Genomic DNA, 26940 nt, shown 5'->3' with positions numbered 1-26940 from the left:
GGTTCATCCATTTATGGGGCAAAATGATAAAACCGTTCTTCAAAGATAATTCTGTTTTGCAGTATGGAATCTACTGTTCCGCTTTGGTTACAGCTAAGCTATACCTTGTTTGTGCTGGTACTTATACCTGTATACTGGAAGCGGTATGGGCCAGCCAACTTTCTTTGGTTTTCGGATATAACGCTCTTTTCAGTAGGTATTGCCCTCTGGACCGGAAGCAAATTACTAGTAAGTATGATGGCTGTAGGGGTGCTGGCGCTGGAACTCATGTGGTGTCTGGATTACTTCGGGCGGTTATTCACAGGCAAGCAACTGGTAGGGCTAAGTGATTATATGTTTGACGAAGAGAAAAGCTTGTTTTTGCGGGGCCTGTCTCTTTTCCATGTGTTTCTGCCCGCCATTATTATCTGGCTGCTGATAGAGTGGGGATATGACACAGACGCCATCTACTGGCAAACAGCCCTAACGTGGGTGGTGCTGCCAGTTACTTATTTAGTGACAGACCCGAAGGAGAACATTAACTGGGTTTTTGGCCCTGGCAGTAAACCGCAAAAGACCATTCCGAAAGGTTTATACCTTGTATGCGTGATGCTTATCTGGGCAACAGCCGTTATCCTGCCTTCTCATTTTCTGCTGAAATGGATTTTTAACTAAGGCGTTTACGCAGGCAAGGAAATGTTCAAACGCATCAAAACAGGAAAAGCGGGTGGCACCCGCTTTTCCTGTTTTAGTTTGCTGCTTATATCTGCGCGATGCCGACTTCAGGCACTTTCACTTTTTCTTTTCTATCAAGTCCTGAGACAACTTCAATGTTTATACCATCTGAAAGCCCGGTCTTGATTATGCGTTTCTCAAATTTCTGAGGAGCCGTTTCTACCTCCACATAAGGTTGTTCCTTGTCAAACTGCAGCATGCTTTCTTTGATGGCAATTACTTTATCGCGCTTGTCTAGCACAATGTCGGCGTTGGCACTGTAGCCCGCCCTTATAAAGTCTTTTTCATCCAGCACCACCTGAGCTCGTATAGGGAATTTGATGGAGCCTTCCTCGTCCACACCTTTCGGAGCGATATATTCCAGTTTTGCATTAAACACGCGGCCTTCGATGGCGCCGATGGTTAGCAGCAGGTCCATGTTCTCTTTCAGTTTGCCCACTTCCGATTCGTCAATTTTACCTTCAAAGATAAGGCTGCGCATATCGGCCACGGTGGCAATGGTAGTGCCTTCGTTAAAGTTGTTGCGCTCGATAATGGACGTACCCACCTTTACCGGCACATCCAGCAGCATACCGTCTATAGTGGAGTACACTAAGTTAGATGATTCCTGGCCTTTTTTGCGGGAGGAGCCTTCGCGCACCAACTGCAGGTTGTTTTCTGCCGCCTGCATCGCTTCCTGCTTCAGGGCGAAGTCTGCTTTGTATTTGCGGTACTCTTGCTCTGGCACTACTTTCTGCTCATATAGCTTATCGTATCGCGCCAGCTCACGCTCCGCCTCCTGAAAATTCAGTTTAGCCGTCTGCAGCTGTGTTTCAGCGTTGTTCACACTCACAATGTTGGGTACTATCCTGATCTTAGCCAGCAGTTGTCCCTTCTTTACAACCTGTCCGGCCTCCACGTGCAGTTCCTCCACAGTGCCTGACACCTGCGACTTTACCTGCACCTCGCGGCGCGGCACGATAGAGCCGGTGGCAACGGTCTTCTTCACAATGGCTGTCTCAAACGGCGTCTCTGTTTTGTATACCACAGGGTCCGTGTTCGCTTTGTTGTAGAAGTAATAGCCCAACCAAACAGATAGGCCTAAAAAAACTAAGACAAAAACGCCAAGCAATACCTTTTTCATAGAATGCAATATTTAATGTTTCGTTGTTGCATAATAGTTTATTCGTACTCAAACTCATCCCTCTATCTTTGTGAAATTATCTTGCTTGAATTGAGGCTAAGCTGTTGCGGCTTGCCCACAAGATCCTTTCAGGATGACAACGGGGAGAAATTCCCAATCTTTGCCTACTCGTCGCGCAGAGCTACTACTGGGTTCACGCGGGCAGCTTTGGTGGCAGGTATTAACCCGGCCAGGGCACCGGTGAAAACCAGCAGCACCGTAGCCGTAACGGCTATACCTAAGTTTACCTCCGGAATACCGAAGAAGCCCGCCTGTACATCAAACTTGCGCATGAAATACTCTATTAATGCGATAATGCCTGTGCCTGTCAATAGCCCCATATAACCGGCCATGCCTGTTATCACGATTGACTCCTGAATGATTAAGCTGATGATGGACCATGGTGTGGCGCCCAATGCTTTCCGCACCCCGATTTCCTTTGTCCGCTCCTTCACCACAATCAGCATAATATTGCCTACACCTATAATGCCCGCGAGGATGGTGCCGATACTTACGAGCCAGCTAAACCCGGCAATGCCGGCAAACAGCCCTTGCACATCCTGAAACTCTTTCTCCACGTTTGCGGAACCGAATGCTTTCAGGTCTTCAGGGGCAACATTATGGCGCTGCATCAGCAGGGCCTTCACTTTATCTTCTATCACAACGGCAGGCACTCCGGGCTTGGGAACAAGCGCCATAAAATCAACTTTGTTTACAGCATTGTATGTCTGCTGCAGCGTGGTTTGTGGTATAAAAATCACTTTAGAGTCCTCCACAATGTCTTCCCCTTTGCCGACAGGCTCAAAAGTGCCCACCACCTGAAAATAGCTGCCTTTAATGCTGATATACTTCCCGATAGGCTGCTCTTCCCCCGGAAACAGCACTTCCAGCACACGCGGTCCTACCACAGCCACTTTGCGCTTTTCCCGCAGGTCAATGCTGTTCACGAAACGGCCGGTGGTCACTTTCATCGGCTTCACGGATAACATTTCAGGCGTTTCGCCATTCACGGTAAAAGCAGAGCTTTTGTCTTTGTAGTTTACGGCAAAGTCACCTCTAAGCTGATTGCTGGGCGCTACCACACCTACCTCCGGTATGTTTGATTTTATGGCTGCCACATCATCGTTTGTCATCTGTATGAAGCGCCCCGCTTTTAGCCCCATGTAAGGAACGCTGGTGCGCTGCGTCCAGATAAAGACAGCATTTTTGGCAATATTGAATTCGCTCGTGATACCGTTCTCCAGTCCTTTACCCGCTCCTAATAATACCACCAGCATAAAAATGCCCCAGAACACACCAAAGGCTGTCAACGCCGTCCGAAGCTTGTGCTTCTTTACGGTGTTATAAATCTCGGTCCATTTATCGATGTCTATCATGGCTTTGCAATTTTGAATGACTGAATTTTGAATGGTTGAATAATTCTTTTATGATTCAGTTATTCTGTTATTCAAAATTAAGTTATTAATCAGCCCGCAGGGCTTCTATGGGCTTGATGTTGGCGGCCTTCAGGGCTGGCACCAGCCCGGCGATGGCACCTGACAAAACCAGCAATACGGTAGCCGCTAATGCCACACCAAAATCTACCTCAGGGCTGCCAAAAAAAGCCATCTCTGCCCCCGACGACACCAGCATATACTCCATCAGCGCCAGCAACCCGGTTCCTGCCAGCAAACCCATATAGCCGGAGAATGCCGTAATAACCACCGACTCCTGCAGAATCAGGCTTACAATAGAGAAGGGCGTGGCACCCAGTGCTTTCCGGACACCTATCTCGCGGGTGCGTTCCTTCACTATGATCAACATAATGTTACTCACGCCCACAATGCCAGCTATCAGTGTACCAATGCCCACAATCCAGACGAAAATTTTGATACCATTGAACAGCCCCTGTACTTTCAGGTATTCCTCCTCTGTGTTCTCCACGCCCAGGGCCATATCATCCTCACCAGAGAATTTGTGCCGCTGCGAGAGCAGGTCCCGGAGGCGCTCTTCCATTACGGCGGCAGGCACACCGTCCTTCGCTGTCAGCAACATCAGTTGCACCTGGTTCGGCTGGTTAAAAGCACCCTGCAGCGTAGAAAAAGGTATATAAGCCCGCTCTTCGCGGCGACTGCTGTTGTTGCCTGATACTTTAAACGTACCTACCACTTTAAAATGAATGCCCCGGATATTGACGTATTCTCCTATGGGGTCCTGCTCGCCGAAAAGCACTTTACTGGCCATTTCCCCGAGCACTACCACCTTCCGTTTCTCGGCCTCATCATACTGGTTCAGCAGTCGTCCACGGTAAACACGCTCCCCACTCATCTCCTGGTATTCCGGCGATATCCCAAAAACCATGTAAGAGCCATTTTGCTTTTTATAGTTGATGGTGTATTCCCCGAAAACCCTGTTGCGGGGCGCCATCATGTTTAGTTCGGCCACCTCGCGTTCGATCGCCCGCAGGTCCTCGTTTGTGAACTTGATTTCCCTTCCCGGCTTCAGGCCTTTGTGCGCTACTGCTGTTTTGCCGCTCCATATAAAAATGCTGTTCTTGGCACCATCCCCGAAGCGGTTATACACCCCGTTTTCCAGCCCCTTGCCTGCGCCCAGCAACAGCACCAGCATAAAGATACCCCAGAACACGCCAAAGGCTGTCAGGAACGTACGCAGCTTGTTTTTCTGCATCGTAGCACCTATCTCCTGCCATTTATCAAGGTCGAACATGTTTTTGCTGTTTGTTGGATTGTTGATTGCTGTTCCAGGGCGGTGCTGGCTAGCCTGCTATCTCTCCGGAGACTACTGCCTCGGCAGTTTCAGGAAGGCCGTGATCGTTTACAATGAGTCCGTCTTTCAGGCGGATGATACGGTGTGTTTGGTCAGCTATGTCATTCTCATGCGTCACAATCATCACCGTCATGCCTTTGCGGTTAACATCTTTAAAAATGTCCATCACCTCATAAGATGTCTGGCTATCCAGGGCACCAGTTGGCTCGTCGGCAAGGATGAGTTTAGGCTGTGAGATAAGCGCCCGCGCAATTGCTACCCGCTGCTTCTGCCCCCCCGACATTTCATTAGGTGAGTGCTCCGCCCAGTCCTTCAGCCCCACCCTATCAAGGTACTCCAGCGCCATTTTGTTGCGCTGCTTGCGGCTTACCTGCTGGTAGTAGAGCGGCAGCGCCACATTTTCCATCGCGTTTTTAAACGAGAGCAGGTTAAAAGACTGGAACACGAAGCCCAGAAACTTATTCCGGTAAAAAGCAGCCTTAGAGGCCGACAGATTCTTTATCTGTGTGCCGGCGAGGGTGTATTCGCCACTGTCGTAGTCGTCGAGGATGCCCAGGATGTTGAGCAACGTGGACTTGCCTGACCCGGAGGAGCCCATAATAGACACAAACTCGCCCTCCCGCACATGCATATCAATTCCCTTCAGCACATGCAGCTTGTTATGGCCCATGGCGTAGTATTTATGGATGTTGTTGAGCTGGATCATAAGCTGCGGCTTTTAGGTGGCTAACTCCTTATAAATAACGGTAGTTTGTTATACAAGGTACCGCCTATTATACTTTTTATTGATCAATTTATACTTACAACCTATTTCTATCGACTTACAGCATTGCATCCTCGACGAAACTGATGTTTTTAAAGATGCGTCTAATAAGCAGACAACAATCCGGGACAAACAAGAGCAGCGTCTTTAGAAACAAGTAAAGCTACTTAGACTACTATGTAACAGTGAGATACATAAATCAGGAGGGTTTACCGGATCAGCATCATTCAGTTGAGCGCAATTTTTGTAAACAAGAAGCAGCCAACAGCGGTACAAACAGGCATATATGTTTTCAGCAAAACTCCCTGAACCCATCCTGTTCCACCCGCTTAAGCACCATTTAAGCTTTATAAAATCGTTCGTAGAATGCAGCACCGCTACTCCGGAAGCAGAACTAAAAGCTGCTTTACGAACTATCGGTGGTTCGCAGTTAGATCTGTATACTGGCTCGCTGTCGCCGCTGCAAATTGCGACGGAGATGCTGCAGTACTTACAGGAGCGCCACCTGCAACAGCCAGCCGCCTATCAACACTATCTGGCCACCGCAGGTGCTGCTTACAGGCTGATTTCGCTTTCTGATGGTACCGATTGGGTGGTGCGCTGGGGCGTGGTGGAAGACCGATATGTACACCTGCATCCCGCACGCTATGCTAAGTATACCCTCCGCGTAAAGGCGAATGTGCTGAAAACAGCCATAGCAGCCGTAATAACTGCAAATAAACGCGGTGAAAGTGCTGCGATGGATGTGCATTTTATCAATAAAGTGCGGGCTGAGTGGCTGGCGCTGCCACCTGTCAAAGACCTTAGCTTGAGCGAAGGGCTTGGCAGCATGCTTGCGCTGATAGAAAACAGCGCCACCTAAGGAGGTAGCGCCGTTTAGGCTTATAGCTTTATCTGTTCATGCTTTGCAGCGAAGACAGTGAAACAGACCTGTCATTCAGCTTGGTGTATTTGAAGTCGTCTCCGCCCCGGAAATCAGCTCCCTTGATGTTAAAGTTGTCTGCTATCTTGGCATACTTGAAATTAGCCGTGCCATCGAACCGCGCCTTCTGGAAGTTTACGCCTTCCTCGAATTTGGCGTACTTAAAGTTGGCTTCTTCTTCGAAGGTAGCGCCGGCAAAGCTGACTCCCTTCGGAAATTTCACATACTTGAAGTTAGCCTCATCCTGGAAACGCACATTGCTAAAGTTTACATTTTTCGCAAACTTGGTATACTTAAACAAAGCATCTTCTGAGAAGCGGCTGCCAACAAAGGAGGCTGAACCATCGAATTCTGAATACTTGAAGGCGCTTTCCTGCTCAAACTTACAGTTCTCAAAAAGCACATCCCGCTCAAAATTAGTATTATAAACCTCGTTAGAGCTGTTATTGAAGATGCCGGATGTTACGTTATCCGGATTATAGTAAGCCAGTACATCGCCTTTGAATGTGCAGTTGACAAAGGTAACAGGGCTGGTCACGGTACTGACGTATTCTTTTGAATCCCCATTTTTCCCGTCTTTCAGCTTCATGTTCTGCAGTTTTGTCATGTCCAGGTCGCCGGTTATTTCAGCGTTTTGGTAGGAGACAGCCTCTCCCCGATTAATTTTTTGAAGAACCTCCGAAGCATCCACTCTTGTTTGCCCAAACGACAGCAACGGTAACAACAGCAACACAAATAATACCTGTACTTTTCTCATCATAGTTTATGTTAAAGGTTCTACATTCTGTGGTAATGTTTGCCTAATAGATGAGACTCCTTGAGGAAAGGTTGCCTGATGAAGCGAAAAAAACAGAAAAAGCACCGACGCCCGCAGCACTTTCCATGTCAGCGGGCGTCGGTAAAAGTTACTTATTCGGCAGCAGGAGGCGCAGGGGTTTCCGGTACGGCAGGCGTATCAGGAGGCGCTACAAGTTCCTGACCAGGTTCTCTCTTTTCTGCATACATCCTGGCTGTCACAACGGTCACTGTTATAAAAAGCAGGACAGTAAGCAGCAGGCCCATCAAAAGTTTATTGCTCGTATTCATTTTTTCGTGCTTTAATGATGAAGACAATGTTTTTATTTACTACACGTTCAGTTCCGGCTTCTGATTTGCATAAGCCTTTAAATCGTCTAGCTTAATGCCCAGCAGCTGCATGTTTTTAAAGAATAACGGCAGGTCTTCTTCCAAAAACTGCTCTCTCTTAATAGCGATGGTTCTCTCGAACCCATCATCGGCCAGAAAATAACCAATACCTCTCTTATTGTAAATGATGCCCTTGTCCTGCAAGTAATTAAACGTTCGCATCGTCGTGTTCGGGTTCACCTCAAACTCCACGGCCATGTCGCGGATGGAGGGGATTTTCTCGCCGCTGTCCCACTTCTTCTGGAGTATGTTCTCAAAAAAGCGATTCGCGATCTGTAGATATATAGCTTGATTCTCTTTAAATTCCATCTTACACCTGCCTTTCTTTTAATTTAAAATAAGATACGACTAACAGGAATGGAGCCAGCACCCACCAGAACAGCATCGGGATAATGGTATCGAAAATGAATTTTGCAGTTGCTCCAAGTTCGCTGCTTTCGTCTACGTTGTAATTACCGCTCCCAAACAACAGGTAGCCCAGGCCCCCACTGTAAGCAGCAATCAGCATCGCTACCAGGATTAACGCCAGCACCGTCTTTAAAAAGTTGTTGCTCCGGAATGTGGCGGCTCCTAATAAGAATACGGCCTGTGTAACCATGTACACTCTTATACAGTTGAAGAAAACCTCATCAAATAAGTGTGGCAGAACCTCCAGGTGCCCCGCTACTAGCGAAGTAATGAAGCAGAGCACTACCACCATAAGCCCGGCTACTACTACATACACCGGAGAAGTGATAAACCAGGCAGCCAGCAGTTTTTCTGTAGCCGACACAGGCAGCGTCAGGAACATATAGCTTTTCTGCGGGGCGTGCATCTCATCAAAAACCTTGCTGGTGAAAATGTAACCACCCAGCATAAACACCACCAGGTGCAGGTTACGCAGGTTTAGAACTATTTCGACATCGCGGTTAAAATACGCAAACAGTGCAGAGATGATTAGCAGCAGTCCGAGAATTGCTCCAATGGCAACCCACATGGTGCTGAAGTTTAAGTACAGCTGCCTTCTTAAGAAGAAGCCCAGCCGTTTCAGGTTCAGTTCTGTATTCATAGTTTTATTTTGTACTAATGGTTAGGATAATTGGGTCGGTTATAGGCCTTTCAGAACAAATTCGAAAAGATATTGGGTCGTTTGTAAAGCTCTTCAGAACAAGTTCTAAAGGATATTTAATGTCTACCTGCTCCGTCTCTACCAGGAAGGCACAGCCAAAAGCTGCGAAGGCAATCAACAGCGAGCTTCCTTTCATGCGTAGCTGCTTAAGTTGGTAGCGCATTGCTGTTAGTTTAGTATTCATACTTGTAGTTAGCAAAATGTTCGTTTATGCCGGCAGCGTTCTTCACGATGCCATTAAACAGCAGTTCCAGGTCTACACGTGCGTCGTGGCCGGCTATATTTTTCACGATACCTGCTTTTCGGCCGTGCATATCCTCCGCATACAGAATTTCTTCAGCGGGTACTCCGCTCAGGTTGTATTCAAAGGCCAGCTTTTCTGAAATTTCGCCCATGTTGCGGTTGAAGACGATGTTTCCCTTCTCCAGCACCACCACGTTGTCAATCAGGTTCTCGAGGTCGCGCACCTGGTGCGTGGAAATGATGATGATCTTTTCTTCGTCCAGAGAGGCCGCCATAATCTTTCTGAACTGGCTTTTGGAAGGAATATCCAGGCCATTGGTTGGCTCATCCAGGATGAGGAGGCGGGCATTGGTGGCTAGGCCGAAGGCAATCAGGAACTTCTTTTTCTGCCCGTATGACAGCGTGGAGAGTTTGGCGCTTTCATCCAGCTCAAACTCCGCCAGGTAAGCCTGCAGCTGGTTATTGCTGAATTTGGAGTAGAACACGCCATTTGTTTTCACATAGTTGCTGAGGCTGATAGGCGGAAGGTTAAACTCCTCCGGTATCATGTAGATATCCTCCAGCATGGCGGGCTTGCGTGCCGAAGCATCAAAGCCAAACACCGTGCACTGGCCGCTGTCCGGGTACAGCAAGCCGGAGATGTGTTTGAGCAGCGACGACTTACCGGCGCCGTTCTTGCCCAGCAGCCCATAAATAAAGCCCGGCTCCAGGGTCAGGTTCAGGTTCTCGAAGAGCGGCTTGTTCTTCTTGTACCGGAAGTGAATGTCTTTTAAGGCTATCATAGTTTTACCTTGTTAGTGTATTAGTTACATAGTACACTACAAAGGTATAAATGGTTTTCATATTGTCAAGCATTTTGTAAAAAATATTTTTCTGTAGGGGAAGAAAAATGTAACAAACTGGTAGAGAGTGCACAAAAAGGCGTTTCTTGACAAGCTATACATTCAGATTTATGTAGCTCAAGGTGCTTCAGCAGGTGTTTTACAGGTTGAGTTGCACCTTGTGAGGCAGCCCTTCACACACTCAGAAAAATATTTTATAGCTTACTGTAATGTTTTCCCACCAAGGTCGTCTCTGTTATTGAATGGACTTACAAGAGTTTAAAAGCAAGGTGCTTCCTGCAAAGCAAAAGCTGTATCGGCTGGCTGTCTTTATGCTTCGGGATAAAGAAGAAGCAGAAGACATTTTGCAGGACGTATTCTTGAAACTCTGGACCAATAAGCACAAGCTGCACGCCTACACTAGCATCGAGGCCTTTGCAATGACCGTTACCAAAAACCTGTGCCTGGACAAAATAAAAACCAGCAAGCGAAAGCGCACAGTAGATGTAACAGGCTTAGAGGTAGGCTCGGGAGAGGCAACTCCTTACCAGCGAACCGAACAGGCTGACAGCGTGAGTAAAGTGCAGGGCTTACTGGCAGGGTTGCCAGAGCAGCAAAAGCTCATTCTGCATCTGCGTGATGTGGAAGGTCTCTCTTTTGAGGAGATGGAGCAGATAACAAACTTAACCGTCAACAACATCCGGGTTATCCTTTCGAGAGCCCGAAAAAGTGTCCGAGACGGTTTCTTAAAGCTGGAAAATTATGAAGTGGGATAACATAGAGGCTCTGCTGCAAAAGTACTACGATGGCGAAACCACCGTGGCAGAAGAGAAGCAACTGAAAGATTACTTTACCCAGGAACAGCAGCTGCCAAGGCATTTGCAGCCGCACGCGGCACAGTTTCAGTGCTACACACAACAGCAGGAAGAGCAACTGGATAAGTTTTTGGCAGACGACTGGTTCTTTGAGAAAATAGAGGCGCAGCAGACACCTGAACAGGGAAAGCAGCTGTTTTTCCCGGTGATGCAGCAGGCAGCCGCTTATTGGCGCGTGGCAGCAAGTATTTTGCTCTTAGTAGGTGCTTTCTGGGCTGGAGCCAAATACATGCAGAGCTCCTCTATAGAACAGCAGACCCCGGAAATAGCTGCGCTGCGGCAGGAAGTACAGGAGATGAAACAGGTACTCACAGCCGGCACCACAGCAGGTTACTCGGCCAGTGACCGCATTAAGGTGGTGAGCCAGGAGTTTAGTGCAACCCCCGAAGACTACGAGGTCATCAACCTGCTCATCAGCACCATGAACAGCGACCCGAACGTAAACGTGCGCCTGGCAGCCAGCGAAGCCCTCTACCGGTACAAAGACGATGAGCAGGTACGCAATGCCTTTATCAGGTCATTGCCCATACAGACAGACCCGCTGATGCAAATCACGCTGATAGACATGCTGGTGACTCTTAAAGAGAAAAAAGCGCTGGAGCAGCTTCAGAGGCTGGCGGAGAAAGAAAACGTTTTACCAATTGTGAAGAACAAGGCCGAAGAAGGAATCGGCATCCTTATATAAATCAATTCTGACATTTAGTATAAAGTAAAACATGAAAAAGATAATGTTACTGGTATCAGTGTGCCTGATGCTCACCAACAAAGCTGTGTGCGCGACTATAGTGTTCGCACCATACAGCAGCACAGAAAAGGACCCTGAACTTCTAACTCTTTGGAATAGCGATGACACAGTTCAGGAGGCAGCAGCAGCGCAGGACAAGCCGCTCACGCACAGGGTAAAATTAGCGAACAGCAAGGACAGTCGCGTGATTATCAGCGTGTTCAATAGTGGTGTCGAGGTAATAGGGCATAACGGAGATGAAGTTATCATAGAAGCAGAGGGTGGTAATGAAGCTCCACCAGCACGTGCCAAAGGACTTAAACCGCTTTATAATTCGGCAGAAGATAACACAGGCTTAGGCCTGGCTGTAACAAAAGACAACAACACCTTAAGAATCAGCAAAGCCTCCCGCCAGGATGGCAACTATGTTATCAGGATTCCCAAGAATGCTGCAGTAGTGTATGAAGAGACAAACTGGACTGGCGACAATTTAGCACTGTCAGACATGAACGGAGAAATAGAGCTAAAGCTCAACAACTCCACCGCCAGGCTGACGAATGTTACCGGCCCTGTTATAGCCAATACAACGGCTGGCGATATTATCGTGAAGTTCTCCAGCCTTAACCAGGCCAAACCCAGCGCTATCTCGTCCGTGGCTGGCGCAGTAGACGTTACTTTACCGCCTAACACCAAAGCAAATCTTAAGCTCAAGTCTATACAGGGAGAAATCTATTCTGACTTCGACATGAACTTAGGGAAAAACACCAAAAGCGGGCTGCCAAGAGTAGCCGGAGGCGACACCATAGAAGGTACCACGAACGGTGGTGGAGTAGAAATGAGCTTGTATACCATTAGCGGTGATATGTTTATCCGCAAGAGTAAATAATCAAAAACTTATAAAAGAGACCTGAACTATGAAAAAAGTATTCATCTTAAGCTTAGTGTGGTTTGCATTTACCACCAGCTTACTGGCACAATCTGAAACGGTAGAGAAAACGCTGGCTGTGCCCGCCAATAAAAAAGTTGACCTGAAGCTTACCTTTGGTAACAACATTAAAATATCCGCCTGGGATGAAAATGAGGCTTCCATTAAAGTTACCTATGATATTAACAATGGAAAGCTGAATGACGCGCTGCTTCTTAACTTTAAATCTGATGACAAAAGCGCACGCGCTGAAGTAGACCTGGACAAAGAACTGTTGAAAAATGGCAAGGCCGAAGATTGCCCGGAAAACAATAACGGCTATAGCATGCAAGACAACGGATACCGCACCTATACATGCGCCAATATTGATTATGAGATTTTTGTACCCCGTGATGCCGACTTATCTGTGGAGACCATCAATGGCAATATTGAATTAAGAGGCTTAACCGGACCTGTTCAGGCTAAATCCATCAGCGGCTTCGTAGACATGAATTGGTCCGAAAAAAAAGGGGCGACCGTCTCCTTAGAGACCATCACCGGTGAAGTATATTCTGACCTGGGTATTGATTTCCTGAACGGAAGAGAAGATGCTCCCATGGTAGGATACGAGCTCAAAGGCAACGTGAATGGCGGCGGCTCTTTGATTAGCCTGGAAAGCATCAGCAATGATATTTACCTTCGGAAGCAGGACTAGATCTCGCAGCGTGCGCAGCTCCTGCGAGTGTCTGCTTTCTGTACATCAAACACTCGCAGGAGCTGCGCACGCTGCGAGGTCAGGGCTAAATACAAACAGCGCCCCCAAATTGAGGCTGCTACACCTCCTCAACAAAAATGTGCTATGATGAGGGTGCTGTTCTACATCATGGCCAAAAAAGTTGCTCCTGCTCAATGGTGTGCAGGCAGTCTTTCAGCGTCAGGTTTTCGTACACCTGCCACCATTGCCCGGTATGGCGGAAATAGGCCAGGTGAAATTTGCCCGCGCCAGCATGTTCAAGCCGGGTAAATTTTACTTCCCGTTCCGGCATAATGGCATCAGGCGCTTTGCAGCTGTAGGTGGCGCAGAAGTAAAAATAGCTGCGGTACCACTTTCCATACACATCGCTTACGTAACCCCACCTATCGTTCGGAGGCTGCACCCATGATGGCTTTTTCAATTCTATGAAAGTTTGACACTGCGCCTCCACCTGCTGTTTCTCCGCCTCTGGAATCTTTGGTTTCGAGGCTCTTTGAGGTGTGGGCAGCCATACTCTCAAAGCTTTCTTCTTTACCATGAATTCTCTGTTAAAGTATGTATATTCAAACATCACCAAGCGTCATCGTCGTCTTCGTCCTCCTCCCAATACTGCGGGGGTGCCTCACCTTTTTCTTCTATCACGATGGCTTTGCCCGGCTCAGGAACCTTCGGTTCTATCTTTTGCACCACTAACTCAAACAGCCAGCGGTCGCCAAAGTCAAACAGGTACACAAAGCGTTTACCTGTATATAAGTCTAGTTCGCCCAACTTTACCTCGTTGGTGAAAGGAGGCCTGTCGCTGTCTGGGCTATAGATGCCATACTCCGACCATTCTTTGCCATCCATGTAGAAGGCATATAAATGGTCATCGTCAAAGTTGTAAATCTTTTGAATAGCCAAATGCAGATCTTCCAGTGTAGCAGAGGCCCCGATAGCAATAGTCCGGTATACTTTCTTAGATAACGCAATTCGGATGGTGTAGCGACCGCCTTCAAAACTTTCCTGCTGGACATAAAAATCCTCGGAGAGATCTTCTGGCGCAAACAGCGGCTTGAATGCTTCTATAAAAGGCTCGTCTGGCTTTTCTGTGGTTTCCTCTTCCGGTATTTCCACTTCCGGCTTATAAACTAACAAGTCCATTATGCCCTCAAGCTCACTGAATATATCGGTTTCCTGGCTGGCAGATAGGTTCCAAAACTCCAGTGGTCTTTGCTCCAGCAGCACCGGCACCAGGTACTGGCTTAGTTCCTTTGAAATAAACTTTGTATACGGAAACTCATGGCTCTCCGGCCTTTTAGTCAACGTAGTATCCGGCACCAAATCGTAGAAGCCCAGAAACCAAAGCACTTCATACGCTTTCCGGCTCATTAGATGGAGCGGCGGCTTGTTAGCCTGCACCTGCACAGACCTGTCCCGCACCTCTAACACCTGTCCGGGGTCACTCAGCGCCATCAGTTCCAGCACCTCTAACACTGTTTCTGCAAAGTATAGGCTTCGCGCGCCCGTCAGTTCTTCCCAGTTCATGTGGCACCACAGCGTCTCGAGCAGCAAAAAGTAGCGCTCGGTATGCATCATCAGGTCATACTTCTCCAGTTGCTCCGGAACTACCTTCAGGTATACCCCCTTTTTCTCGTGGTGCACCCGCACCAGTTTACTGGCTATCACCACATGATAGAAGAAGTCCAGCAAAGGGTAATGCGGCTGCCTGCTTTTCTCTGACACCCAACTGGCTTTAAAGTACATCTCCGCATTCAGCCGAAAAAGGTCTGCCTGTTTCAGATGAAAGCTGCTCCCGGTGACCGGCACCTGCCGATGGGTCCGTAAGAAGGTCAGGAACAGGTCAAAATCGATTAAGACAGGTAGCTCAGGCAGCGTAATTTTCTCCATTGCGATAAAGTTCCAGATATAGTTTTCTTATATATGAGACTAGAGAGAAATTGTTACTTTTCTTAAAGATTTTTCATGGCCGATCCAAGACCTCATAGCATCTCCAGGCCTGCGACATCACGTATAAAACAAACAGCGCCACCCCAGATAGAGGTGGCGCGGCCAATATATTAGAAACTACAGACTGCTTAGATATGTAAAGCGCGGTTTTCTGTCGCAGCTAAACAGGCTTCTTTCATAGCCTCCGCATAAGTTGGGTGCGCGTGGCTCATACGGGCTACATCCTCGGCGGATGCACGGAATTCCATGGCTGTCACCGCTTCCGCAATAAGGTCGGCGATACGCGGGCCAATCATATGCACGCCTATAATCTCATCCGTTTCTTTGTCTGCCAGCACCTTTACAAAACCGTCTGTATCGCCGGATGCCTTCGCACGGCCAGAGGCTTTGAACGGGAAAGAACCTGATTTGTAAGCACGGCCCTGCTCCTTCAGTTGCTCTTCGGTGTAGCCGACAGCTGCCACTTCCGGCCAGGTGTACACCACACCCGGAATCAGGTTGTAGTTGATGTGCGGCTTCTGACCTGTAATTTGCTCTGCCACCAGTACGCCTTCTTCTTCGGCTTTGTGCGCCAGCATGGCACCACGCACCACGTCGCCAATGGCATAGATGCCCGACACGTTTGTTTCGAGGTGGTCGTTTACGGCAATCATACCGCGCTCGCCCATCTGCACACCGGCATTCTCCAGGCCAAGGCCTTCGGTATACGGCTTACGGCCAACAGATACCAGCACGTAATCACCTTCAAACGTAACTTCTTCGCCTTTTGGATTTTCAGCCTTTACTTTAACGGTTTCTCCTTCGTTGGTAGCACCTGTTACTTTATGGCTCATGAAGAACTCAAAGCCGAGCGTCTTCTTCAGTATACGCTGCAGTTCTTTGCCCAATGCACGGTCCATGGTCGGAATAATAGAATCCATATACTCCACCACCTGTACTTTAGCACCAAGGCGCGCATATACCGAACCTAGTTCCAGGCCAATCACACCTCCACCAATAATAATTAGGTTCTTCGGTACTTCTGTCAGCGATAAAGCCTCTGTAGAGGTGATAACGCGCTTTTTATCGATTGGCAGGAATGGCAGCGAAGTAGGCTTGGAACCGGTAGCAATGATAGTTTTATCTGTTTCTATCTCCTGCTCTTTTCCCTCTGCATCCGTTACCTTGATTTTGTTTTTGCTTACAAATGAACCAAGGCCGAAGTAAGTATCGATCTTGTTCTTTTTCATCAGGTAGGTGATACCATCGTTGTTCGACTTCACCACCTCTGCCTTTCGCTTGATCATCTGCTGAAGGTTCACCTGCAGGTTATCCAGTTCAATCCCATGCTCCTTGAAAGCGTGCGCCGCATTGTGGTAATGCTCAGACGAGTCCAGCAGCGCTTTAGACGGAATGCAGCCTACGTTGAGGCAGGTTCCACCCAGTACATTATATTTTTCTATGATAGCGGTTTTCAGGCCCAGCTGCGCACAGCGTATTGCCGCTACATACCCACCAGGACCAGAACCGATTACGGTTACATCGTATTTCATGTGTTTTATATTTTATGGAGAGTAATCTCTCGTTTTTCATTTGTTTTCTCTGCCAATGCAAACCCACCCCTACTCCTCCGAGGAGGGGAATTCTCTACTCTTACAGAAACTCCCCTCCTTGGAGGGGCAGGGATGGGTTACGGTACTGTAAGAGCTATAAAAGAAAGGAGGAGTAACTTTTACAGCCTCTCCTCCTCACACTTACTTCAAAAAATTATACACCAAGGAGTAGTCTCATCGGGTCTTCCAGCAGCTCTTTCACGCGTACTAGGAAGGAAACGGACTCGCGACCGTCGATAATGCGATGGTCGTAAGACAGGGCCAGGTACATCATCGGCCTGATTTCTACCTGACCGTCGATAGCCACCGGGCGCTGCACGATGTTGTGCATACCCAATATAGCAGACTGCGGTGCATTGATGATTGGCGTTGACATCATAGAACCGAACACACCACCGTTGGTAATGGTGAAGGTACCACCTGTCATTTCCTCAATAGACAATTTACCGTCACGGGCTTTCTTCGCCAGACGAATCACCTCTTTCTCAATACCATCCAGCGACAGGCTCTCCGCGTTGCGGATAACCGGCACTACCAGGCCTTTTGGAGATGAAACCGCAATGGATACGTCGCAGAAATCATTGAAAATCATATCGGTGCCGTCTATCTGGGCGTTTACTGCCGGCCACTCCTGCAGGGCAACGGTACAAGCCTTTGTGAAGAACGACATAAAGCCAAGGCCTACATCGTGCTTCTCCTTGAACTTCTCCTTGTATTTCGTGCGGATGTCCATAATCGGCTTCATATCTACCTCATTGAAGGTAGTTAGCATCGCCGTATCGTTTTTCACCTGCACCAGGCGGCGGGCAACTGTTTTGCGCAGCGAGCTCATTTTCTCGCGGCGCTGGTTGCGCTCGCCACTTGCAGCTGGTGCCTCAGAAGCCGCAGTTGCCTCTTGCTTCGGAGCAGGGGCAGCCGCTGGCTTGGCAGCAGCCTTCTGTGCGCTCTGTGCATCTTCTTTTGTGATGCGGCCATCGCGGCCTGTGCCCTGCACATCGGCTGCGTTGATGCCTTTTTCAGAAAGAATTTTACCTGCAGCCGGCGATGGTGTGCCGGAAGCATAAGTTTGGCTTCCTCCATACCCGGATGCAGCTGCCGGTACTGTTGCCTGCTGTGCGGCAGGAGCACTTGGCTGTGCGGCTGGTTTTGCAGCACCTCCACCGGCACCAGCTACAATTTTACAAAGCAAACCTCCAATCTCCACGGTGTCGCCTTGCTGCGCTACAATCTGAAGGGTACCTGCGGCCTCTGCCGGAAGTTCGAAGGTGGCCTTGTCTGATTCCAACTCAGCTATCACCTCATCCATTTCCACACGGTCGCCGTCGTTTTTCAGCCAGTTGGCTATGGTTACTTCAGAGATGGACTCTCCTACAGTAGGCACTACCATGTCAATAGTTTCGCCACCACCCTGTGCTGCGGCAGGAGCGGCCTCCTGTGGGGCAGCCTCTTGCGGGGCAGCAGATGCTTCGGCAGCCGGAGTTGCAGGAGCAGAAGAACCCGCACCATCCTCTTCAATTCTGCAAAGTAGCGCACCTACCTCAACTGTTTCGCCTTCGGGTGCTACTATGCGTAAAATGCCTGCTCCTTCGGCTGGCAGTTCGAATGTGGCTTTGTCAGATTCCAGCTCAGCTATCACCTCATCCATCTCCACACGGTCACCGTCTTTCTTTAGCCACTGGGCTATCGTTACCTCAGTGATTGACTCACCTACGGCAGGCACTTTAACTTCTAAGCTCATATATTTTAAATCAATTATGAATTACGAATTATAAATTACGGATGAAACATGCGTAATGGACTAAAACAGCTAAAATTAACTGTTTTAGTCCATTACGCATCATCACTAATTATATTGAAAAGGCGCGCTCCACAAGGTTTTGCTGCTCTTTTACGTGCACTTTCAGATAACCTGTAGCTGGCGAGGCACTTGCTTTACGGGCAACCACATCTTCTACCTGCTTGCGCATCAGGCGCAGGATGTACGTCCAGGCACCCATATTCTCCGGCTCTTCCTGTACCCAGTAAATTTTGGCCTTCGGGTACTTTGCCAGTTCAGCATCCAGCTGTACTTTCGGGAATGGCGCCAACTGCTCCATACGCACAAGGGCAACATCCTTACGGTTGTTGTTCTGCTGCTCTTCAAGTAAGTCGAAGTACACTTTACCCCAGCAAAGCAGCACTTTCTTCACAGACTTGGCATCTGCGTAATCATCGCCAATTATTTCTTTAAAGCCTCCTGATGTAAAGTCTTCTATTGGAGAGCTTACCAGTGGGTGGCGCAGCAACGACTTAGGCGACATGTTGATAGCGGGCTTGCGGAAAGGCAGCGCCAGCTGGCGGCGCATCATGTGGAACAGGTTTGCCGGTGTGGTGATGTAAGTAACGAAAATGTTGTTCTCGGCAGCCAGCTGCAGGAAACGTTCCGGACGGGCATTGGAGTGCTCCGGTCCCTGCCCTTCGTAACCGTGCGGCAGCAACATCACTAAACCGTTCATACGCTGCCATTTCGACTCAGTAGCCGTAATGAACTGGTCGATCATCACCTGGGCACCGTTGGCAAAGTCACCGAACTGTGCTTCCCAGATAACAAGGGCACTCGGGTTTGCCATCGCGTAACCAAATTCAAAGCCCAGCACGCCATACTCTGACAGCAGCGAGTTGTAAATTTCGAAAGAACCAGTACCTTCTTCGTCAATATGGTTCAGGTTATTGTAAGGCGCACTTGTTACGGCATCATGCAACACGGCGTGGCGATGCGAGAACGTACCACGCTGCACATCCTGCCCGCTGAAACGCACGATTTTGCCATCCTGCACAACTGAGCCGTAAGCCAGCAACTCGCCGGCTGCCCAGTTCAGCTGCTTTGTCTCAAAGAACATCTCTTTGCGCTCTTTTATCAGCTTCTCAATTTGCTTGAGCGGCTTAAAGCCTTGTGGGAGCGTGGTCAGAGCTTTTCCTACTTTTTCTATCACCTCGGCAGATATTCCTGTTTCAGGTGACTGGTTAAAGTCTTCCGGCGTGGAACGGCGCAGCTCCTGCCAGTCTTTCTCCAGCACCTGGTAGTTGTATGGCAAAGGCTTCTGCTTCACCATGTCCAGGCGGTCCTGCAGCATCTGGCGGAACTCCTTATCCATGTTTGTGGCAAGCTCTGCATCTACCGAACCGTTGCTAATCAGTTCTTTATTATATTTTTCACGCGGATTTGCGTGCTTTGAAATCAAGTTATATAGTTGTGGCTGCGTGAACTTCGGCTCATCCGACTCGTTATGACCATGGCGGCGGTAGCACACCATATCAATGAAGATATCGTTGCCGAACTTCTGACGGTATTCTGTTGCCATACGCACCGCAAAAACAACTGCCTCCGGATCATCGCCGTTTACGTGAAGCACAGGCGCATCTATTATTTTGGCAACATCAGTAGAGTAGATAGAAGAGCGGGCGTCTTCGAAGTCGGTGGTGAAACCAACTTGGTTGTTGATAACAAAGTGAATGGTACCACCTGTCTTATAACCGCTCAGGTTCGCCATCTGCGTTACCTCATACACAATGCCCTGCCCAGCTACGGCAGCATCGCCGTGAATCAGGATAGGCACAATGGAGCGGGAGTCTTTTTCATACATGCAGTCGATTTTTGCACGCACAAAACCTTCTACTACTGGGTTCACCGCCTCTAAGTGCGATGGATTCGGGGCCAGCTTCAGGTTGATAGTGTTTCCTCCTGCTGTTTTCACCTCAGAAGAGAAGCCCATGTGGTACTTCACGTCGCCATCGCCCATTGTGAGGTCAGGAACGGCAGTGCCTTCAAATTCAGAGAATATCTGTTCGTAGGTTTTGCCCATGATGTTGGCCAGCACGTTCAGGCGGCCACGGTGCGCCATACCAATGACTACTTCTTTTGCTCCAAGCTCAGAAGCCTTATCGATAATGGCATCCAGTGCAGGTATTGTTGTTTCGCCACCTTCCAGTGAAAAGCGCTTTTGCCCCAGAAACTTAGTGTGCAGGAAGTTTTCGAACACTACTGCCTCATTTAGCTTAGACAGGATGCGTTTCTTATATTCAATGCCCGGGTTAAAGTTCAGAGATTCGTTCTCTATCTTGTTCTGAATCCATGATAGTACCTCCGGGTTACGAATATACATGTATTCATAGCCAATAGCACCTTCATAGATTTTCTGCACCGCTGCTACGATGTCACGTAGCTTAGCAGGCCCGATTCCGATTATTTCACCTACCTGAAATACAGTATCCAGATCGGCTCCAGACAAACCAAAGTCTTTCAGGTCTAGCATGGCCTTGCGGTCCTTGCGTTCCCGCACCGGGTTGGTTTTAGAGCGCAGATGGCCACGGCTCCGGTAAGCGTAAATAAAGTTACGCACCGCTACCTCTTTTTCTGACTCTCCTTGTGCTACAGCTACACCTCCTTTAGCAGGGGCAGTAGTGGCGGCGCCATTTTCAGCAGCATGGCCGTTTTCACCGTACGCTTTCGAGAAATCAAATCCTTCAAAAAACTTACGCCACCCGAACTCTACCGATTCCGGGTCCTGTTGATAAGATTTGTACAACTCATCAATATAATCGCCGTGCGCGTTAGCGATATAGCTATATTTATCCATAATTATTTACTGCCTTTTATCAAAGGTAAAGTTAAACGTATTATATAAATAACGAATACTGCGTATTCGCTTAAACGAATAATATTATAAATCAAATACCTTGAGATCGATCAAGCATTAACTGCACCTACTTTTTCTGTGGGCATGACGGCAGTTTGTTATAAAGTATTCGCGTCGTAAGATAAAGAAAACCTGTACAACCTCCCATATTTTAGCTCAATGATTATGTAATCACTTCTATGCAGCAAAGAAGTGCACGTGACGCTCCTCAAGGTGCTTTGAAATTAAGTCAGCATAACTAGTATAAACGGTGATATCCTATACCGGTTTATAGAATCTTCAGTAAGTAGGTACCCGTTAAATATATAGCGCAACAGTATATTCAGGAGAGGTTATTGTGAGAGCAGCCACTGTACCTGCATAGATTCGCATCGCCAGCTGAACAGACATATATAAAGCACCTCCGCCTGTAGTTCTTTTTGGGCTGCCACTTCAATTAGCTCGAATGCCTTGAGAAAAATACCTGCTGCCTGTAACAGCCTCGCTCGTGTCGGATACACACATGCCTAATACTGAAATCCAGCAAGCAACTGCCTGTGTTACTTTTCTTGGCTTTAATCAACCATACATCCGCCGGAATAACATGCTGGGCCATTATGTTTAACCCTACTACTCCTAATGCTCTCTGTTTCCTATGTTACTTTACATAGCGCTGTTTCCTATGTAAAACATAAATAATAAGTTAGATTTATTTAACATAAAACAACATTATCTAAAGGCAAGCCTGCGACAAAAACAAGGTTAAGGCTTTTAGTGGTATTTAAACCTGTACGCTATGTATAGTTATCTTTTAGAAGAGCTTTCCAGAGCAGTTGGAGCAAGGTTGCTCATACAGTTCGACTATAGCGGCGAAAATTATATAGTGGAGCCTCATTTAGTAGGCGTAAATCATCACAACCAGGACTGCCTCTGTGCCTGGCTCGACAGCCAGCCTGCTGTTGCTGCCAATACAGCAGCGGGCTGGCGTTGCTTCCTGTTCAGTAACATGGAAAACGTAAAACTGCTGGATGACAGGTTCTGCAAAAAAAGACCCGGCTATGATCCGTACAACAGCTCCATGAACCGCATCTACTACCGCATTTGACCTGCCTTTCGCGGCACTATCTGCACCTGCTGCTTGTTATACCCCTGCATAAAGGCATGCAGCACATTGGCAGCAAAACGCAGGAAAAAGAAGTACACCGCCCCACTACCGCTCCTCACAGCAGCGGAAAAAATAAGCCGCTATATGCGGGGCAATAAAAGTAAAAACACGAAGCCTGAGCTTACCCTGCGCAGCGCGCTTTGGCATGCGGGCCTGCGCGGCTACCGCGTGCACTGGCCTAAGGCCCCGGGCAAACCAGATGTCTGCTACCCTGGCCGCCGTTTGGCCATTTTTATACATGGCTGCTTCTGGCACCGCTGCCCCTACTGCCAGCCTTCCCTACCGAAAACGAACGTTAATTTCTGGGAAGATAAGTTTGAAAAGAACAAAAGCCGTGATAACCGATACCAGCAACTGTATCGGGAAGCTGGCTGGCAGCGCATTGTAATCTGGGAGTGCCAGTTGCAACAGGATCTGGCTGGCAGCCTTACCTTAATTCAACAACTGCACCGTGGCGTGCCCTTTAGTTGGGAAGTAGCTGCTTAATAGAAAAGCCTCGTCTCTAGTTCCAAAAAAATCTTTAAATTGAGGAATCTTTCCTTAACCAACATCTATGAAGAAACATTTTCCGCTGCTCGGCCTGATGGGGTTGTTAGCATTGGGATGCAATGAGAGCTCCCGACAAGTAAGTGAAACAGACGAAGCTGCTGCTGCTGCCGCAGATAGCACCAACCTGCAGCCCGCCCTGCAAACCATTAATGCTGCCGATGTTCTAAAACATACCACTGTGCTGGCTTCCGACGCTTTTGAAGGACGTGGCCCGGGCACTGTAGGCGAAGACTCTACTGTGAATTACCTCACCCGCCAATTCAAACAGATAGGGCTACAGCCTGGTAACCCTGATGGCACTTATGTGCAGAAAGTGCCGATGGTCGGTTTTACGGCCCAGCCTAAGGCATCTTTCCAGGCCGGAGGCAAAACCATTCCGCTCAACTTTCCTTCAGATTATGTAGCCGTTTCCCGCCGCTTTGTGCCCAACATCGACATCGATAATTCAGAAATGGTGTTTGTAGGGTATGGCATTGTGGCTCCAGAGTATGGCTGGGATGATTATAAGGGCCTGGATGTAGAAGGCAAGACAATTGTGATGCTCATCAACGACCCGCCTATACCAAGTGCCGCTAATGCAAGTGAACTGGACTCGGCCATGTTTGGCGGCAAGGCTATGACCTACTATGGCCGCTGGACCTATAAGTATGAGATTGCCGCAGAGAAAGGTGCTGCTGCCGCTGTTATAATCCACGAAACGGGACCTGCCGGCTATCCATACGAGGTGGTATCGGGCAGTTGGAGCCGTGAGAACTTTGATATACAAAAGGCGAACAAAAACATGGACCTCGCTGCCGTGGAAGCCTGGATTACAAATGATAAAGCCCAACAACTCTTTTCGGCGGCTGGCAAAGACTTGGAGCAACTGAAGCAGGCAGCCCGTCAGAAAGATTTCAAGCCGGTGCCGCTGAATGCCACCGCCAGTTTCAGCATACAGAACAAGCTGCGTGAAATTCAGTCTCAGAACGTGGTTGCTAAATTGGAAGGCTCTGATCCGGAGATGAAGGATGAATATGTGGTATACTCTGCTCACTGGGACCACCTCGGTAAGGACGAAACGTTACAGGGCGACCAGATCTACAATGGTGCCTTAGACAACGCAACGGGTACTGCAGGCCTGCTGGAACTGGCAGAGGCTTATGCTGCTATGCCAACCAAGCCGAAGCGCTCTATCCTTTTCCTGGCAGTTACTGCGGAAGAGAAAGGGCTTCTTGGTTCTAAGTACTATGCTGAGAACCCGCTTTACCCGCTGAACAAAACGATAGCTAACATCAACATGGATGTGCTGAACGCTTATGGCCCTACCGAGGATGTGGTGGTTATCGGTTATGGCAACTCTACTCTTGAAGACGTACTTGCAGCGGAAGCCGCTACACAGAACCGCCGGATTGTACCGGAGGCCTCACCAGAGAAAGGCTCTTTCTACCGCTCAGACCACTTCGAATTTGCGAAGCAGGGCGTGCCGGCTTTGTATGCAAAGTCAGGAGTAGTAGCACGGAACCAACCAGCTGATTATGTACAGCAATGGAGCGATAACTATACTGCCAACGATTACCACAAGCTATCAGATGAGGTGCGCGACGACTGGAACCTGGAAGGTGCTGTAGAAGACCTCCAACTCTTCCTACGCGTTGGGTATAGGGTGGCCAATACTGAGAGGCTGCCGGAATGGAAACCTGGCACCGAATTCAAAGCAAAGCGTGAAGCCTCACTGGCAGCGTCTACAGACAGCACCAGAGCGTTGTAACTATTACATCAATAAAAAACCGGAGTGCCTCCTGTACAAACTCTGTACAGGAGGCACTCCGGTTATAAGCTAAGTATAAGTTTATTATAGCGAGACAGGTTCTATTTAGTTGACCTTTAGCTATACAGTTCGGACTTTCTCCAGCAGAATAAATTTGTTTACCCAAGGCTTTGCGAACACCCGTCTCCTTTTGCCTTTACTTATGCTTTCCTGCCACTAACTTTAAAAAAGTACACTTTTACGATATCGAAACGTTACCTTTTCGCACTTTTCGTATAGAGAAGTACAAAACAAAATATATTTCGATTATGAAAAAGATATGGAAATCAGCATTTGCCGCCTTTGCAATGTTCGCATTTACGGCTTGCTCAACTGAAGATACAACAACTACTGAATCAGAAAACTTCGAAACTACTGAGGAGATAGAAATGGATATGGAAACCGAAGACACTACGGTGTTAGAGGATACAACTGTAAATGATGGTGTGGCTGATGAGATTGAAGAGGAACAGCCGCCAGTACAATAATATAGCTTTTGTTTAACTACAGAAAGTCTCTGCTCAAAAGGCAGAGACTTTTTTTGTGCCTTTTGTTCTACAACAAATAGTAAGTGTATCTTCTAAATTAAGAATTCAGAAGCACAAATATGCCACAAACTTTTTACCTTTAGGAATGGAAAATAAAACGCTAACACATGATGGCGTAACTATAAGGCTGATAGAAACAGATGCTGAACTGCTTGCAGCAATTAAGAATCTGCGACAACACAAGGAGCTAGCCCTGGACCTCGAGTTTGACCAAAACCGCTTTACTTATGGTTTCAACCTGTGTCTTGTGCAAATATCAGATGGAAACGGTACCTGCTATATCGTTGACCCTTTTACTATAGCCAGCCTGCAGCCGCTTTTTGAGCTTTTAGAGGATGAGCAGTATACAAAGATCATTCACCACGCCAACAACGACATCCTACTGCTTGATAAATTAGGCTGCAACATCCGCGGCGTAATGGACACTGACGTAGCCGCCAAAATTTTGAACTATGAGCGGTCGTCGCTGGCGACGGTTATGAAGGAGGAGTTTAGTCAGGAAGTAGATAAGTCGCAGCAGTCCAGTAACTGGAACAAGCGCCCGCTTACGGAAGCTCAACTAATTTATGCAGCTATTGATGTAATTTACCTGCACCAGGTAAAAGAGAGATTGGTAACAAAGATTGAAGAAGAAGGACGTATGCATTGGCTACAGGAGGAAAACCTTTTGCTAGAGTCTCTGCTCTATTCAGAGCCGGAAAATCCACATATGAAACTCCGCAATGCTTACAGACTTAATAATTATCAACAGTACATCCTGAAAGAGTTATTTGCTTTCAGGGATGAGATGGGGAAGCAGCTTAACAAGCCTTCATCATATGTCATTTCGAATGAAGGGCTTGTGGAACTTGCTACTAACCCTAATACTGATGTGCACGAGTGGTTAAATCACACCAAAGGCATACATGGCGCCCTTAAGAAGTCTCGCAATGAAAAGCTATTAGAGGAGGCCTTAGGTCAAGCTAAAAGTAAAGCTAAGGCAGAAAACATCAGTCATGATTACCCGAACAACCGCTGGCAACGCCCTCCCCGTACGCCGGAGACAGAGAAGCGCAAAGAGGAGCTAGCAATTGTACAAAAGCACATCATGTCAAAGTATGGTGAATTTGCTTCAAGGCTAATAATTACGCAAAGTCTTATCACTGAGTATAGCGCTACAGGTCAGTTGCGCTGCACGAAACAATACGCAACTGATATCATCTTAGAGGCGGCAGAAGAATTGGGAATACCTTTGCCTGAGCCTACTATGAAACACAGATAGCAAAAATATCATTTACGCTATATCTAAAACAAAGAAGCCCCAGCGAAAACTGAGGCTTCTTTGTTTTGGTACGGCTTGAGAGGGAGCAAAGCAGCACTAAGTGTATGAAGCAAGTCAATCTTTCTCGTTTTAAATTTCCCTTATAAATTTGCTCTGCCACATGCTTCGTACGGACAGGTAGAGACTTGTCCCTGCGAGCCTCTGTTCAAAACAAGCTATGCCTTTACAAACAAAACAACATCCTGCCCATTCTAATACCCTGAGTATCCTGCCCCAAGACATACCCACGGCTGCCGCCCGGCATGGGTGCCAAGGCACAGCGCACGCCCGTCCTGCTGCGGCAAGCAAGGGTTGTGAAACGGGCTAAATCAAGAACGCCCCCTGCTATCTCTAACAGGGGGCGTCTTTTTGTAGGGTTGGCGGCCACCTACTCTCCCGGGTGTGACCCCAGTACCATCGGCGCGTCCGGGCTTAACTTCTCTGTTCGGGATGGGAA

26 protein-coding genes and 1 rRNA gene are annotated in these 26940 nt (G+C 48.1%); 11 read left to right on the top strand and 16 right to left on the bottom strand.

Annotation, left to right across the window (positions count from 1 at the left end; genetic code table 11):
• Positions 1–63 precede the first annotated feature (63 nt).
• Positions 64–654 (top strand): membrane-associated protein, encoded by a 591-nt coding sequence (locus E1919_RS11590; RefSeq protein ID WP_162053567.1) that lies wholly within the window; start codon positions 64–66, stop codon positions 652–654.
• Positions 655–739: 85 nt separating this feature from the next.
• Here E1919_RS11590 and E1919_RS11585 read toward each other — a convergent pair whose 3' ends face one another.
• From E1919_RS11585 to E1919_RS11570, 4 genes are all read right to left on the bottom strand, one after another.
• Positions 740–1837 (bottom strand): efflux RND transporter periplasmic adaptor subunit, encoded by a 1098-nt coding sequence (locus tag E1919_RS11585; RefSeq protein WP_162053566.1) that lies wholly within the window; start codon positions 1835–1837, stop codon positions 740–742.
• A gap of 164 nt (positions 1838–2001) precedes the next feature.
• A complete protein-coding gene (locus E1919_RS11580) occupies positions 2002–3252 on the bottom strand; it encodes an ABC transporter permease (RefSeq protein ID WP_162053565.1) in 1251 nt (416 codons plus the stop codon).
• 85 nt (positions 3253–3337) lie between these two features.
• Entirely contained in the window at positions 3338–4582 is a 1245-nt protein-coding gene (locus tag E1919_RS11575; protein ID WP_162053564.1) for an ABC transporter permease, read from the bottom strand.
• Positions 4583–4631: 49 nt separating this feature from the next.
• The gene (locus tag E1919_RS11570) at positions 4632–5348 is read right to left on the bottom strand and encodes an ABC transporter ATP-binding protein (RefSeq protein ID WP_162053563.1); all 717 of its coding nucleotides are present in this window, start codon (positions 5346–5348) and stop codon (positions 4632–4634) included.
• 343 nt (positions 5349–5691) lie between these two features.
• Between E1919_RS11570 and E1919_RS11565 the strand changes: the two genes are divergently transcribed.
• Positions 5692–6267 (top strand): hypothetical protein, encoded by a 576-nt coding sequence (locus tag E1919_RS11565; RefSeq protein ID WP_162053562.1) that lies wholly within the window; start codon positions 5692–5694, stop codon positions 6265–6267.
• A 28-nt stretch (positions 6268–6295) separates the two neighbouring features.
• On the opposite strand, the gene E1919_RS11560 is transcribed toward E1919_RS11565, so the two are convergent.
• The 6 genes from E1919_RS11560 to E1919_RS11535 all read right to left on the bottom strand — a co-directional run bounded on the left by E1919_RS11560 (position 6296) and on the right by E1919_RS11535 (position 9645).
• A complete protein-coding gene (locus E1919_RS11560; RefSeq protein WP_162053561.1) occupies positions 6296–7087 on the bottom strand; it encodes a pentapeptide repeat-containing protein in 792 nt (263 codons plus the stop codon).
• Between the two features lie 149 nt (positions 7088–7236).
• Positions 7237–7413, bottom strand: coding sequence for a hypothetical protein (locus E1919_RS11555; RefSeq protein WP_162053560.1), 177 nt, complete (start codon positions 7411–7413; stop codon positions 7237–7239).
• Between the two features lie 39 nt (positions 7414–7452).
• The gene (locus E1919_RS11550) at positions 7453–7821 is read right to left on the bottom strand and encodes a GntR family transcriptional regulator (RefSeq protein WP_162053559.1); all 369 of its coding nucleotides are present in this window, start codon (positions 7819–7821) and stop codon (positions 7453–7455) included.
• Position 7822: 1 nt separating this feature from the next.
• Positions 7823–8560, bottom strand: coding sequence for a hypothetical protein (locus tag E1919_RS11545; protein ID WP_162053558.1), 738 nt, complete (start codon positions 8558–8560; stop codon positions 7823–7825).
• A 4-nt stretch (positions 8561–8564) separates the two neighbouring features.
• Complete coding sequence (locus E1919_RS11540) at positions 8565–8804, bottom strand: hypothetical protein (protein ID WP_162053557.1); 240 nt, start codon at positions 8802–8804, stop codon at positions 8565–8567.
• Positions 8794–9645, bottom strand: a complete 852-nt coding sequence (locus tag E1919_RS11535; RefSeq protein ID WP_162053556.1) for an ABC transporter ATP-binding protein — start codon at positions 9643–9645, stop codon at positions 8794–8796. The genes E1919_RS11540 and E1919_RS11535 overlap by 11 nt, the downstream gene beginning before the upstream one ends.
• Positions 9646–9947: 302 nt before the next feature.
• Between E1919_RS11535 and E1919_RS11530 the strand changes: the two genes are divergently transcribed.
• From E1919_RS11530 to E1919_RS11515, 4 genes are read left to right on the top strand one after another with little or no spacing between them, the layout of a single operon-like run.
• Positions 9948–10460, top strand: coding sequence for an RNA polymerase sigma factor (locus tag E1919_RS11530; RefSeq protein ID WP_162053555.1), 513 nt, complete (start codon positions 9948–9950; stop codon positions 10458–10460).
• Positions 10447–11244 (top strand): HEAT repeat domain-containing protein, encoded by a 798-nt coding sequence (locus E1919_RS11525; protein WP_162053554.1) that lies wholly within the window; start codon positions 10447–10449, stop codon positions 11242–11244. Before E1919_RS11530 ends, E1919_RS11525 begins: the two co-directional genes overlap by 14 nt.
• A 31-nt stretch (positions 11245–11275) precedes the next feature.
• Positions 11276–12169 (top strand): DUF4097 family beta strand repeat-containing protein, encoded by an 894-nt coding sequence (locus E1919_RS11520; RefSeq protein WP_237144294.1) that lies wholly within the window; start codon positions 11276–11278, stop codon positions 12167–12169.
• A 28-nt stretch (positions 12170–12197) separates the two neighbouring features.
• The gene (locus E1919_RS11515; protein WP_162053553.1) at positions 12198–12902 is read left to right on the top strand and encodes a DUF4097 family beta strand repeat-containing protein; all 705 of its coding nucleotides are present in this window, start codon (positions 12198–12200) and stop codon (positions 12900–12902) included.
• 166 nt (positions 12903–13068) lie between these two features.
• Here the strand turns inward: E1919_RS11515 and E1919_RS11510 are convergent, their stop codons facing one another.
• From E1919_RS11510 to E1919_RS11490, 5 genes are all read right to left on the bottom strand, one after another.
• The gene (locus E1919_RS11510; protein ID WP_202915906.1) at positions 13069–13479 is read right to left on the bottom strand and encodes a DUF3024 domain-containing protein; all 411 of its coding nucleotides are present in this window, start codon (positions 13477–13479) and stop codon (positions 13069–13071) included.
• 32 nt (positions 13480–13511) lie between these two features.
• Positions 13512–14828 carry a plasmid pRiA4b ORF-3 family protein gene (locus E1919_RS11505; RefSeq protein ID WP_162053552.1) on the bottom strand — a complete coding sequence of 439 codons (1317 nt, stop codon included), beginning with the start codon at positions 14826–14828 and terminating at the stop codon, positions 13512–13514.
• 188 nt (positions 14829–15016) lie between these two features.
• Positions 15017–16420 carry a dihydrolipoyl dehydrogenase gene (lpdA, locus tag E1919_RS11500; protein WP_162053551.1) on the bottom strand — a complete coding sequence of 468 codons (1404 nt, stop codon included), beginning with the start codon at positions 16418–16420 and terminating at the stop codon, positions 15017–15019.
• A 214-nt stretch (positions 16421–16634) separates the two neighbouring features.
• Positions 16635–18218, bottom strand: a complete 1584-nt coding sequence (gene odhB / locus E1919_RS11495; protein ID WP_162053550.1) for a 2-oxoglutarate dehydrogenase complex dihydrolipoyllysine-residue succinyltransferase — start codon at positions 18216–18218, stop codon at positions 16635–16637.
• A gap of 109 nt (positions 18219–18327) precedes the next feature.
• The gene (locus E1919_RS11490) at positions 18328–21096 is read right to left on the bottom strand and encodes a 2-oxoglutarate dehydrogenase E1 component (protein ID WP_162053549.1); all 2769 of its coding nucleotides are present in this window, start codon (positions 21094–21096) and stop codon (positions 18328–18330) included.
• 835 nt (positions 21097–21931) lie between these two features.
• Between E1919_RS11490 and E1919_RS11485 the strand changes: the two genes are divergently transcribed.
• The 5 genes from E1919_RS11485 to E1919_RS11465 all read left to right on the top strand — a co-directional run bounded on the left by E1919_RS11485 (position 21932) and on the right by E1919_RS11465 (position 26444).
• Positions 21932–22240, top strand: a complete 309-nt coding sequence (locus E1919_RS11485) for a WYL domain-containing protein (RefSeq protein ID WP_162053548.1) — start codon at positions 21932–21934, stop codon at positions 22238–22240.
• Positions 22241–22306: 66 nt separating this feature from the next.
• Entirely contained in the window at positions 22307–22786 is a 480-nt protein-coding gene (locus E1919_RS11480; RefSeq protein WP_162053547.1) for a very short patch repair endonuclease, read from the top strand.
• A gap of 67 nt (positions 22787–22853) precedes the next feature.
• Positions 22854–24596 carry a M28 family metallopeptidase gene (locus E1919_RS11475; protein WP_162053546.1) on the top strand — a complete coding sequence of 581 codons (1743 nt, stop codon included), beginning with the start codon at positions 22854–22856 and terminating at the stop codon, positions 24594–24596.
• Positions 24597–24904: 308 nt separating this feature from the next.
• The gene (locus E1919_RS11470) at positions 24905–25123 is read left to right on the top strand and encodes a hypothetical protein (RefSeq protein ID WP_162053545.1); all 219 of its coding nucleotides are present in this window, start codon (positions 24905–24907) and stop codon (positions 25121–25123) included.
• A 145-nt stretch (positions 25124–25268) separates the two neighbouring features.
• Entirely contained in the window at positions 25269–26444 is a 1176-nt protein-coding gene (locus tag E1919_RS11465; RefSeq protein WP_162053544.1) for a ribonuclease D, read from the top strand.
• A 414-nt stretch (positions 26445–26858) separates the two neighbouring features.
• Here the strand turns inward: E1919_RS11465 and rrf are convergent.
• A 5S ribosomal RNA gene (gene rrf, locus E1919_RS11460) occupies positions 26859–26940 on the bottom strand; the annotation flags it as partial.

This window comes from Pontibacter pamirensis (genome assembly GCF_010015475.1).
Lineage (GTDB): Bacteria > Bacteroidota > Bacteroidia > Cytophagales > Hymenobacteraceae > Pontibacter > Pontibacter pamirensis.
Note: the sequence above shows the minus strand (reverse complement) of the source record. Positions and strands in the feature narration are given on the sequence as shown.